The organism is Campylobacter concisus UNSWCS, from assembly GCF_000466685.1.
GTDB lineage: Bacteria > Campylobacterota > Campylobacteria > Campylobacterales > Campylobacteraceae > Campylobacter_A > Campylobacter_A concisus_A.
Window position 1 is genome coordinate 1 of the sequence record NZ_ANNG01000010.1, and the last position, 12115, is coordinate 12115.

The 12115-nt window shown below is 42.0% G+C and carries 9 protein-coding genes; all 9 read left to right on the top strand.

Annotated features, from left to right (window positions below; genetic code table 11):
* The first annotated feature begins 712 nt into the window (after positions 1–712).
* The 9 genes from napA (at position 713) to UNSWCS_RS03220 (ending at position 12098) form a co-directional block, all read left to right on the top strand.
* Complete coding sequence (gene napA, locus UNSWCS_RS03175) at positions 713–3493, top strand: nitrate reductase catalytic subunit NapA (protein ID WP_021087397.1); 2781 nt, start codon at positions 713–715, stop codon at positions 3491–3493.
* A gap of 11 nt (positions 3494–3504) precedes the next feature.
* Complete coding sequence (gene napG, locus UNSWCS_RS03180) at positions 3505–4263, top strand: ferredoxin-type protein NapG (RefSeq protein WP_035143437.1); 759 nt, start codon at positions 3505–3507, stop codon at positions 4261–4263.
* Positions 4260–5051, top strand: a complete 792-nt coding sequence (gene napH, locus UNSWCS_RS03185) for a quinol dehydrogenase ferredoxin subunit NapH (protein WP_021087356.1) — start codon at positions 4260–4262, stop codon at positions 5049–5051. The genes napG and napH overlap by 4 nt, the downstream gene beginning before the upstream one ends.
* Entirely contained in the window at positions 5048–5575 is a 528-nt protein-coding gene (locus UNSWCS_RS03190; RefSeq protein WP_012001478.1) for a nitrate reductase cytochrome c-type subunit, read from the top strand. The genes napH and UNSWCS_RS03190 overlap by 4 nt, the downstream gene beginning before the upstream one ends.
* Complete coding sequence (locus UNSWCS_RS03195) at positions 5575–6042, top strand: Ferredoxin-type protein NapF (periplasmic nitrate reductase) (RefSeq protein WP_021087293.1); 468 nt, start codon at positions 5575–5577, stop codon at positions 6040–6042. Before UNSWCS_RS03190 ends, UNSWCS_RS03195 begins: the two co-directional genes overlap by 1 nt.
* Complete coding sequence (locus UNSWCS_RS03200; RefSeq protein ID WP_021087385.1) at positions 6039–6974, top strand: WD40 repeat domain-containing protein; 936 nt, start codon at positions 6039–6041, stop codon at positions 6972–6974. The genes UNSWCS_RS03195 and UNSWCS_RS03200 overlap by 4 nt, the downstream gene beginning before the upstream one ends.
* A complete protein-coding gene (locus UNSWCS_RS03205; protein WP_021087324.1) occupies positions 6971–7312 on the top strand; it encodes a chaperone NapD in 342 nt (113 codons plus the stop codon). The genes UNSWCS_RS03200 and UNSWCS_RS03205 overlap by 4 nt, the downstream gene beginning before the upstream one ends.
* Positions 7313–7763: 451 nt before the next feature.
* The gene (dnaE, locus tag UNSWCS_RS03215; RefSeq protein WP_021087316.1) at positions 7764–11375 is read left to right on the top strand and encodes a DNA polymerase III subunit alpha; all 3612 of its coding nucleotides are present in this window, start codon (positions 7764–7766) and stop codon (positions 11373–11375) included.
* 15 nt (positions 11376–11390) lie between these two features.
* Positions 11391–12098 carry a DUF6882 domain-containing protein gene (locus tag UNSWCS_RS03220; protein ID WP_021087336.1) on the top strand — a complete coding sequence of 236 codons (708 nt, stop codon included), beginning with the start codon at positions 11391–11393 and terminating at the stop codon, positions 12096–12098.
* The last annotated feature ends 17 nt before the right edge of the window (positions 12099–12115 follow it).

Here is a 12115-nt window from a genome sequence, read left to right on the forward strand (position 1 = left end):
AAGTAACATCAGAAGTAGATGAGATGGCTAAAGCCATAGTTGAAGATGTTAGGAAGAATAAATTTTAAAAAACTTCTTATTTAGAGTTTTAAATAAGCTCTTGTTTGTTTAAAGCAAAACCACTCAATAAATTCCAACCTGGTTTAAGCTGGGTTGGAATTTAATAAAATGTCTTTTAAATTTAATGCTTTATATAGCTACTTTATTAAATTTATTTACCAAATTTTAGAATTTTATGAACGAGTATATCACTAAATTTAGAGCTGAAATTACTCATTCATAAATTTTAAAATTTGCTATAAAGTTTTCTGTCACAAAACATATATAATTGTGACAAACATTGCTAAATATTAAAAACATCTTAGTTGTAAATTTTTAGCTTCATATTTATTACATTTTCGAGATTTTAATTAAATAAAAGATAAATTTGGCCTATTATATATGTTACTTTTCTACACAGTATTTAATAAAACTTTTAATATATTTTTTTAAGATTAATAAAAAATAAGACTATATAATCATCTATATTTTTAATTTTACTTTTATGATTTTGCGCTCTTGGCAAGGCTCTTTTTTATAAAAAATCTTGGAAATAATTTGTAATTTTAAAATTTAAGATTTTGACAAAATAGTCGATGTAAATCAGGCGTAAATTAAGCTTTGCAAAGTTAATATTTATTTAACTTTGTGTTAAATCTTTTAAGGAGAAAAAATGAATCGACGAGATTTCATCAAAAGTGCTGCAGCTAGTGCTGCTTGTGCTAGTGCCGGTATCGCTGTGCCAAGCTCGCTAAATGCGGCAAACGAAGCTGAAAAAGGCTGGCGTTGGGATAAGGCTGCCTGTAGATTTTGTGGAACTGGATGTGGCATCATGGTTGCTACAAAAGAGGGCAAGATAGTAGCTGTAAAAGGCGATCCAGAAGCACCAGTAAACCGCGGTCTAAACTGTATCAAAGGCTACTTTAACGCTAAGATCATGTACGGAGAAGATAGGATCACTCATCCACTTTTACGCGTAAATGAAAAGGGCGAATTTGACAAAAAAGGTAAATTCAAGCAAGTAAGCTGGAAACAAGCATTTGACGTGATGGAAGCTCAGTTTAGAAAGACTTATGATGAGCTAGGACCTCACGGCGTTGGCGTGCTTGGCTCTGGTCAATACACTATCCCAGAGGGCTACACAGCTGTTAAGCTTATGAAAGGTGGCTTTAGAAGCAACAGCATCGATCCAAACGCAAGACACTGTATGGCAAGTGCGGTTCTTGGTTTTATGCAAGTTTTTGGTATCGATGAGCCATCAGGCTGCTTTGATGACATCGAGCTAACAGATACCATCATAGCTTGGGGCGCAAATATGGCTGAGATGCACCCGATCCTTTGGGCGCGCGTAAGCGATAGAAAGCTTAGTGATCCTGATAGAGTAAAGGTCGTAAATTTAAGCACCTACTCAACTAGAACATCAAATTTAGCCGATATCGAGATCATTTTTGCTCCGTCATCTGACCTTGCTATCTGGAACTACATCGCTCGCGAGATAGTCTATAATCACCCAGAGATGATAGATGAAGAATTTGTCAAAAAACACTGCGTCTTCACAGCTGGCCCAGTTGATATCGGATATGGTCTTCGTCCAGACATCCACCACAAAAAATATGCTCCAAGCGAGCTAGACACAGCTGCTACTGAGAAGTCAAAGGTGTTAAGCGAGGCTGAGGGCGTTACACTTTCTTATCTTGGTCTAAAGGCTGGCGATACGCTAGAAAACAAAAATGCTGCAAAAGCTGGCGATCACTGGCAAATAACATTTGAAGAGTTCAAAAAAGCTCTTGCGCCTTACACACTTGACTTTACTGCAAAAGTGGCAAAAGGCGATCCAAACGAAGATATCAATGAATTTAAGAAAAAATTAAAAGCGCTTGCTGATCTTTACATCGAGAAAAATCGCAAAGTCGTTAGCTTCTGGACGATGGGCTTTAACCAACACCAACGCGGCACATGGGTAAATGAGCAAGCTTATATGGTGCATTTCTTACTTGGCAAGCAAGCACTTCCAGGCTCAGGTGCCTTTTCTCTAACAGGTCAGCCAAGTGCGTGCGGAACAGCAAGAGAGGTTGGAACATTCGTTCACCGCTTGCCAGCTGACATGGTTGTCGGCAATCCAAAACATAGAGAGATCACTGAAAAACTTTGGAAACTACCTGCTGGCACACTAAATGCCGTACCAGGCTCACACTACGTAAAAATGATGCGTGATCTTGAAGATGGCAAGGTTAAATTTATCTGGGTTCAAGTAAATAACCCATGGCAAAACACTGCAAACGCAAACCACTGGATCAAAGCAGCTCGCGAAATGGACAACTTCATCGTCGTAAGTGACCCTTATCCAGGAATTTCTGCAAAAGTAGCTGACCTTATCCTCCCAACTGCGATGATTTACGAAAAATGGGGCGCATACGGCAATGCTGAGAGAAGGACACAGCACTGGAGGCAGCAAGTACTCCCTGTTGGCGAAGCGATGCCTGATATTTGGCAGATGCTTGAGTTTAGTAAGCGCTTTAAGCTAAAAGATGTTTGGGGCGAGAAAAAGCTAAATGACAAAGTGACACTTCCAAGCGTGCTTGAGGCTGCAAAAGCTATGGGATATAGCGAAGAAGATACGCTATTTGACGTGCTTTTTGCAAATGAAGATGCTAAGAAATTTAGCGCAAACGATCCGATCATGGAAAACTATGACAACACAGAAGTCTTTGGCGACAGCAGAAAAGTGATCGGCTCTGATGGTAAAGAATTTAAAGGATATGGATTTTTCATCCACAAATATCTTTGGGAAGAGTATAGAAAATTTGGCGTTGGCCACGGCCACGACCTAGCTGACTTTGACACTTACCACAGAGTAAGAGGTCTTAGATGGCCAGTTGTCGATGGTAAAGAGACTCAGTGGAGATTTAACACCAAATTTGACCCATACGCTAAAAAAGCCGCTCCAAATGATAAATTTGCATTCTACGGCAACAAAAACGCAGCCCTTCCAACAGGCGATCTAAAAGGCGTGAAAAATCAAGAGAAAACTCCTCTTGCAAACAAAGCAAAAATTTTCTTCCGCCCTTACATGGATCCATGCGAGATGCCAAGCAAGGATTATCCATTCTGGCTATGTACTGGCCGTGTTCTAGAGCACTGGCATACAGGTACGATGACTATGCGTGTTCCTGAGCTTTATAGAGCCGTCCCAGAGGCGCTTTGCTACATGCACGAAGATGACGCTAAAAAGCTTGGCGTGCTTCAAAACGAGATCGTTTGGGTCGAGTCACGCCGTGGCAAGGTAAAAGCAAGAGTAGATCTAAAAGGTAGAAACAAGCCACCAGTAGGTCTTGTTTATGTGCCTTTCTTTGACGAAAACGTATTTATAAACAAAGTCTGCCTTGACGCTACTTGCCCGATCTCAAAAGAGACAGACTATAAAAAGTGCGCGGTTAAAATTTACAAGGCATAAAAGTGGCTGATATGGAATTTTCAAGTAGGCGTGAAGCTTTGAAATTTGGAGCTAAGGCAGCGATCTTAGCTCTTGGCGGAGGCTTTATATGGTCACTTAGTGCCAAAGCCTCACCGCTTGTACTTCTTAGACCGCCTGGTGCGAAAGCGGAGAAGCAGTTTTTGAAAAGCTGTATTAGATGTGGGCTTTGTGTAGAGGCCTGTCCATTTGATACGCTAAAGCTTGCTACTCTTGAAGATGGTATAAGTGTCGGTACGCCTTATTTTGAGCCTAGAAAAATTCCTTGTCATATGTGCGAGCATATCCCTTGCGTGCCAGCCTGTCCGACTGGTGCGCTGGATGCAAATTTAGTTAGCACAGCTGGCAAACTAGACATAAATAAAGCCAAAATGGGCGTTGCAGTGGTTGATATGAAAAACTGCGTGGCATACTGGGGCATACAGTGCGATGCTTGCTACAGATCCTGTCCACTCATAGATAAGGCCTTATATCTTGAGTATCGCCGCAATGAAAGGACGCAAAAGCATGCGTTTTTACTCCCAGTAGTTGATAGCGATATCTGCACAGGATGCGGCGTGTGCGAGCGAGCCTGTATCACCGAAAAAGCAGCCATTACCGTGCTAAACCGCGAAGTTGTGCTTGGCAAAGTTGGCGACAACTACGTCAAAGGCTGGGTAAAAGAAGATGAAAGGCGCGTGGATGATGCCGACAGCAAGATAAAGCTCGACATCAAAAAGGCGACTGAGTATCTAAATGGTGGTGAGCTATGAAATTTTTAATCTTAAGACGAATAACTCAAATTTCCATCCTAGTGCTATTTATCCTAGGGAATGTTTATGGAGTTAAGATACTTAGCGGAAATTTAAGCTCATCTTTGCTTTTTGGACAAATTCCACTAAGCGATCCATTTGCGGTGCTTCAAATTTTACTAGCAGGCTTTAGCGTAGGCATAAATGCGATAATTGGCGCGATCATCGTCTTTGCATTTTACGCGCTCATCGCTCCTAGGGCATTTTGCTCGTGGGTTTGCCCAGTAAATTTACTAACCGACATTGCTTACAAGCTAAGAGAGAAATTTGGCTTTAAGGGTGAGAAAATTTTAAACGTAAGTAAAAATTTGCGCTACTACTTGCTAGCGCTTGCTCTTATCTTAAGCCTTGCTCTTTCAGTGCCAGCGTTTGAGAGCATTAGCTTTGTTGGTATCATCCAGCGTGGCATCATATACGGCTCAGCTAGTGCCATTGGCATCGCCCTTGGCATAGTTGCATTTGATATGTTCGTGCTAAAGCGCGGAATTTGCTCACACGTCTGCCCACTTGGTGCATTTTACGCGGTGATATCAAAATTTGCACTCATCAGAGTAAAACACGACGCAAATGCCTGCACAAAATGTATGAAGTGCAAACTCGTCTGCCCAGAGGTGCAAGTGCTAGATATGATCGGCAAAGAGAGCCGCGCGGTTAGCTCAAGCGAGTGCATAAGCTGCGGTAGATGCATCGACGTTTGCGGCGACGGGGCGCTAAATTTTAGTATTAGAAATTTAAGGAGAGAAAAATGAAAATGAAAATAATGGCGCTTGGAGCACTATGCGCTGCCTTTTTAGCGGCATGTGCATTGAATAATCCAAGCATTAGTGATTCGCAAATCGGCCTTAGAAATGTTGATTTGTTAGATGATAAAGACGTTGTTTTAAAAGACATCAACTATACAAAAGAGCCAGCAGGTATGGCGAAGAGATTTGACAGATCTTTTGAAAATGCACCTCCATTTATCCCACACGACACTGAGGGTTTGGTGCCTATCACAAAAGATTCAAATATGTGTGTAACCTGCCACATGCCTGAGTTTGCAAAAGATAGCGGAGCTACTCCTATCCCAGCTTCTCACCTTTATGACATCAGAAATAAAAAAGATCTTGCTGGCAAGCTTGATGATGAGAGATATAACTGCACAACTTGCCACGTCGAGCAACAAAATGGCGTAACTCAGCTTGTTGGCAATAAATTTAAGCCTGACTTTAGAGATAAAAACGGCTCACATAAGTCAAATTTACTAGACGTTTTAAATGACGGCGTTAAGTAATGCAAAGCAGGCGAGAGCTTTTTAGCAAAATTTTGGGGGCAAAACCTGCTCCCAAATTTATAAATCCACCATTTTTTGGCGGAGAATTTGACTGCGCAGGATGCGATGCTAGCTGCGTAAGTGCCTGTGAAAAAGAGCTTCTTAGCTTTGAAAATGAAAGAGTTGTTTTTAAAGTTAAAAAGCTAGGCTGCGACTTTTGCGAAGAGTGCGCGAAAGCTTGTCAAAGTAGCGCTCACGTGACACTAAGCTTAAACTCACCAAAGAGCATAAACGCAAAGGTTAGCATCAACGTCGCTAGCTGCCTAGCGTGGAATGACACGATTTGCTACAACTGCCTTGACGCTTGTAAATTTAAAGCGGTTGAGTTTCTTGGTGTTTTTCGCCCTATAATCAATCAAAATTGCGTCAGCTGCGGTGAGTGCTTTGATGTTTGTTTTAAAAATTCGCTTGAGATGGAGGCTTTATGAGAGTTTTATTTTTTCTTTTTTGCTTGGTAAATTTTGTCTTTGCAAATGAGATCACAACGCCTATTAAAGAGATAGAAGCTAGTGCAAATGTGCTTAATACCACGCTGATAAATGGCAAACTTTTTATCGCAACTGATGGTGGCACGGTTGAAATTTACGATCCAAAAGAGTCTAAATTTGATGAGATCATCAAAATGGATGATATAAAAACCTACGTAAGCGACCATGAGAGGCCAAAAATTTTAAATGTCGATGAGCTAAATGGCAAGATACTCATCCTAAGCGAGGGCGACTACGCTACAAAGGTGCTTTATATAAGAGAAAATGGGCAGATGAGAAGCATAAAAATGGCTAATCAAGCGACAAAAAAGGCGCTATTTTTAGATGATGAGCATATAGCACTTGCGTCAATTAGCAATGAAATTTACTTTTTAAACCTAAAAAGTGGCGAAATTTATGATAGTTTTAAGATCTCTATCGCAATGCTCTCAGACATGGAGATAAGCGAAGATAGAGGCACGCTAGCGATCGCTTGTGAGAGTGGCAAGGTCTATTTTTACAACGTTCACACTAAAAAGATGGACAAAATTTTAGACATCCACACTGATAATATCTACGACATCGCCTATAAAAATGGCGTCGTGATCAGCGGAGGCACCGACAGGATCGCTGGCATCTTCTCAGCTGGGACGCTAAAAAAGATAAACACTGGCTTTTTGGTTTATGGCGTGGGGCTTAGTAGTGACGGCAAGATCTCAGCCTATATGAGCGATGAGATGAGCGATGTAAATTTGGTTGATAGTGTCACTTTGGATAAGATCGCGATGCTAAAAACTGGTCAAAGCACGATAAATAGCATAGTTTTCATAAGCGACAACGAGGTCGTAACCTCTGCTTATGAGAAGAAAATTTTATTTTGGAGAGTTAGATGAATATTTCAAGCCTGATAGTCTATACAGATAATAAAAATGAGAGCGTAAAAGGCGAGATAAGCAAGCTAAAAGAGTGCGAGATCATCACTGACGCAGAAGATAGGATCGTGGTGGTCGTTAGCTCAGAGAGCATCGAAGATGAGATCAGAGTTTTTAAGATGATAGAGGGCATTAGCGGCGTGGTGAGCGTTGCGATGGTTTATAGCTATCAAGAAGACGCTCAAGAGAATAGAGAGAGGCTTGAAGCAAACGGCAAGATAAGTGAAATTTTAACAAGCGATGACGTAAAAGCCGAAGATATCGCATATAGCGGTAGCGTGCATTATAAGGTGAGGTGAAATTTGCTCGGTAACTCTAGCAACTTATTAAATTTAAGCCACTTGTCTGCATCTAGATAAATTTGCAACCTTTAGGCAAATTTTAAACTTTCATTCACTCGCAAGAGTTGGCTACTAAAATTTGGCTTCGCTATAGCTTAGCTCAAATTTTAGAGCCGAAATTACTCGCTCATGAAATTTTAAAATTTGCTAGAAATTTCTTAAAAATAAATCACATGCAGTGCTTTAGCACTGAAGCATGCACCTTGAACGTGCGAGGGGATTGTGGGATTTAAAGGGAGATAAGGGGACGGCTTCGTAATTTAAGTCCCCCTTGTCTCCCCTTTTTGGATAAAAGAAATTTGCAAAACAATCAAGCTGTTTTTGCAAATTTTAAAGCTCCCATTAAGCTTTCATCAAGCGCCTTATTAGCCAAAATTTTGTAAAATCCGCTCATTAAAAAGGATAAAAAATGAGTGAAAATTCTGGCTTTACACACCTACATTTACACACCGAATACTCCCTACTAGACGGAGCTAACAAGATAGAAGAGCTAGCTCATACGCTCCATGACAGAGGCGACACAGCAGCAGCGATCACGGATCACGGCAACATGTTTGGCGCGATTGATTTTTACAAAAAGATGAAAAAAAATGGGATAAAACCGCTAATTGGCATCGAAGCTTACGTGCATAACGGCGAGCAGCTCGATGACAAGAGCACCAAACAGCGCTTTCACCTCATCCTAATCGCCAAAAACGAGACTGGCTATAAAAATTTGATGTATCTTAGCTCCATGAGCTACATCGAGGGCTTTTACTACTATCCTCGTATCAATAAAAAAATCTTAAAAGAGCATAGCGAGGGCCTAGTTTGCAGCTCTGCTTGCTTGCAGGGCGAGGTGAGCTGGCATCTAAATTTAAGCGAGCGTAACGTTAAATTTGGTGCTAAAGGCTACGAGCGGGCAAAAGAGGTCGCGCTTGAGTATAAAGAAATTTTTGGAGATGACTTTTACCTTGAGATCATGCGCCACGGCATCGGCGATCAAAGGCGCATAGACGATGACATTTTGCGTATCGCAAAAGAGACTGGCATCAAGGTCATCGCTACAAACGACACCCACTACACTTTTAAAGAAAGAGCCGCTGCGCACGAGGTCTTTATGTGCATCGCGATGAACAAAACCTTAGACGATCCAAACCGCCTTCGCCACAGCGTCCATGAGTTTTTTGTCAAAAGCAAAGAGCAGATGAATGAGCTATTTTTAGACATTCCTGAAGTGATAGAAAATACCCAAGAGATCGTGGATAAGTGCAACCTTGAGATCAAGCTTGGCAACCCAACTCCGCCAAATTTTAAATTTACTCTTGAGTGCGCTAAGGAGAGAAATTTAACCCTCCCAGAGCCAGAAAACAGATATAGCTTCAAAAATGACGCTGTATTTTTCGAACACGAGTGTAGAAAGGGTCTTGAAGAGAGGCTGAAATTTGTCCCTGAAAATTTACACGAAGAGTATAGAAAGCGCCTTGAGATAGAGATCGGCATCATCAATAAGATGAATTTCCCAGGATATATGATGATCGTTTGGGACTTCATCAACGAGGCCAAGCGTAGAGGCGTGCCAGTTGGTCCAGGGCGTGGCTCCGCGGCTGGTAGCTTGGTCGCTTACTCGCTAAAGATCACCGACCTTGATCCTATCCCATACAACCTGCTTTTTGAGAGATTTCTAAACCCGGAGCGCGTTAGCATGCCAGATATCGACGTGGATTTTTGCCAGAGCAGACGCGGCGAGATCATCGACTACGTCACGCAAAAATACGGCAAATTTAACGTTGCTGGCGTTATTACATTTGGTAAATTGCTCGCAAAAGGTGTCATTAGAGATGTCGCTAGAGTCTGCGACATGCCTTATGCGGAGGCTGATGCGATGGCAAAGCTTATCCCTGATGAGCTTAACATCACGCTAAAAGACGCCTACGAAAAAGAGCCAAAGATAGCTGAGCTAATAAGTCAAAACCCAAAGGCGGCTAAAATTTGGAAATTTGCCCTTGACCTTGAGGGGTTAAACAGAAACGCCGGTCAGCACGCAGCAGGTGTCGTCATCTCAAACGAAGAGCTTTGGAACAAAACTCCGCTATTTCGCCAGCCAAACAGCCCAGAAGATCGCTTTGTCACTCAGTATAGCCTCAAATATCTTGAAGACGTGGATTTAATAAAATTTGACTTTCTTGGACTTAAGACGCTAACGGTTATCGACAACGCGATCAAGCTCGTTAAACAGCGCACTGGCAGAGACATCATCTGGGAGCAGGTCGATAAAAACGACTCTGGCGTTTATAAAATGATACAAAGTGGCCAAGCCATCGGCATCTTTCAGATAGAGGGCGAGGGCATGAGAAAACTAGGAACTAGCCTGCGCCCAGACTGCTTTGAGGATATCGTCGCGATGCTAGCACTCTACCGCCCAGGACCGATGGAGAGTGGTATGCTTGATGACTTCGTCAAAAGAAAACATGGCGAGGCGGAGATAACATACGCATTTAAGGAGCTTGAGCCGATCCTTGCGCCAACATACGGCGTCATCGTCTATCAAGAGCAAGTTATGCAGATCGTGCAAGCCATAGGCGGTTTTAGCTTAGGCGGTGCGGACCTTGTGCGCCGTGCGATGGGTAAAAAGATCAAAGAAGAGATGGACAGGCTAAAGGGCGAGTTTGTAAAAGGTGCTGAAGCCAAAGGGCTAAATGGCCAAAAAGCGGACGATCTTTTCGAGCTGATCGTTAAATTTGCAGGATATGGCTTTAACAAGTCTCACTCCGCAGCCTACGCTTATGTCACATTTCAGACGGCTTATCTGAAGGCTTACTATCCAGCTGAATTTATGGCGGCACTTCTAACAAGCGAGGAGAGCAACGTCGATAAGATCGTTCGCTACATCGATGAGATAAAACGCATAAATATCGATACTTTGCCACCATCTATCAACAAATCAACCAAAGAATTTAGCGTCGTTAAAAATGAGGGTCACGATGGCATTATATTTGGACTTGGAGCGATTAAGGGTGTTGGTGGAGCGGCTATTGAGAACATCATCGCTGAGCGTGACGCAAAGGGCGAGTTTAAGAGCATGGACGACTTTGTCTCAAGGATCGATCCATTTAAGGTCAATAAAAAGGTCTTTGAAAGCCTCATAAAAGCTGGCTGCTTCGATGAGTTTGGCTTTAGTCGCAAGATGCTTTTACAAAATGTAGAAAATATCGTAGAAGCTTGCAAAAATGCAGCCCAGATACGTAAAAATGCGGCTGAGAGTCTCTTTGGCGAAGATGATAGCATGAATGATGTGAAGATAAATTTTGTCACTATAGATGATGAATTTGACATTAAACAGATCTTAAAATTTGAGCAAGAGAGCGTTGGTATCTACCTCTCAGGACATCCGCTTGATGACTATAAAGACGAGATAAATAAGATCAAATACACGCTAAGCTCGGAGTTTGAGAGCTTGCCACAGAGTGCTGAAATCTTAGTGGTCGGCAAGATCGAGGACTTTGCTACTAGGATAACTAAAAGCGGCAAGAAAATGGGCACGATAAATGTGCTGGACTTTCACGGCAACATCGAGATCGCCGTCTTTGAAAGGGAGCTTGGCAACATCGAAGATATCGTAAAAGACGAGACTAAACGCGATTTGCCTTACGCATTTAGGATAAATATCTCGCGCGACGATCAGTTTGTAAGGACAAATTTAAACGAGGTTTATAGCCTAGAAGATGCGCAAAATTTAGACTTTAAGACGAGAAAACTAAGGCAAAACTCTAAATTTAGCAAAAATGAAGAGGTGAGCGCCCCTCAAAAGGTAAGAGAGTATGCCGAGCTGGAGGTGCTTTTAAGCCTTAGTGAGCTTAGCAGGCAAAAGCTGGAGCAAATTTACTCGCTAGTTTTTAGCAAAAATGCTCCAAATAATCAAAAACGGCTAATTTTGAAGATAAAAAATGAAGCAACTGGCGAAATTTTCATCTATAAGACTGACTTTATCGTAAGCGATGATGTGGGCGAAGAGATAGAAAAGCTCGCTGCATCAGCGTAAATTTAAGGACAAGAAATGTTTGATATTTTTAGAAAAAAGAGCCATTTTTTAGACGAGCTTGGTCTTGATAAGTCTAGCTGGAGTGAGCTTTTTAGCGCTTGCGTTGGCAGAGCGATGCTGCTTCAAAAACGGCTTTTTAAGCAAGTGGTTGAGGCTAGCAAGTGGCAGGCTGACTTTGAAAGCGGCAAAATTTGCTTTGACAAGCAGGAGTTTGATATGCAGTTTATCGGCTCTGAGAGCTTTTCATCAAATACTTGGCTTTGGGGCTATGAAAATGTAAATGGCTTTGATGAGCTCTTGCTTAGCCTTGCAAATAGGGCACGTGAGTTTGGCGAGAAATTTGGGCTTGAAGCGTTTAGCACGGCGCAGTTTGACCTGGACGAAAATGTAAATGGTCATACGCTCAGCATGGTTGCTTGCGTGGCACTTGGCGAGGAGCTAAGCTATTATAAGATTGATTACGACGGAGGTGCTGCATACGTGGCATTTAGGGCGGAGGCCATCTTTAAAGAGCCCGTTTTAGCAAACGAGTTAGTAAGCGTAGTAAATGAGTGCATAAGCGCCTATGAGCTTGATCACAAGCTTTTTATAAAAGGGCTTTTACTGGGTTGCGATATAAAATTTAGCGAAAGCAAAGATGAGATCGTAGCTAATTTTCAAGACAAAGTAAGTTTTACATTTGATGAGCTAAATAGGCTAACAGGCGTCTCCGCGAAATTATAAACTTTTTGGCTTGGTTA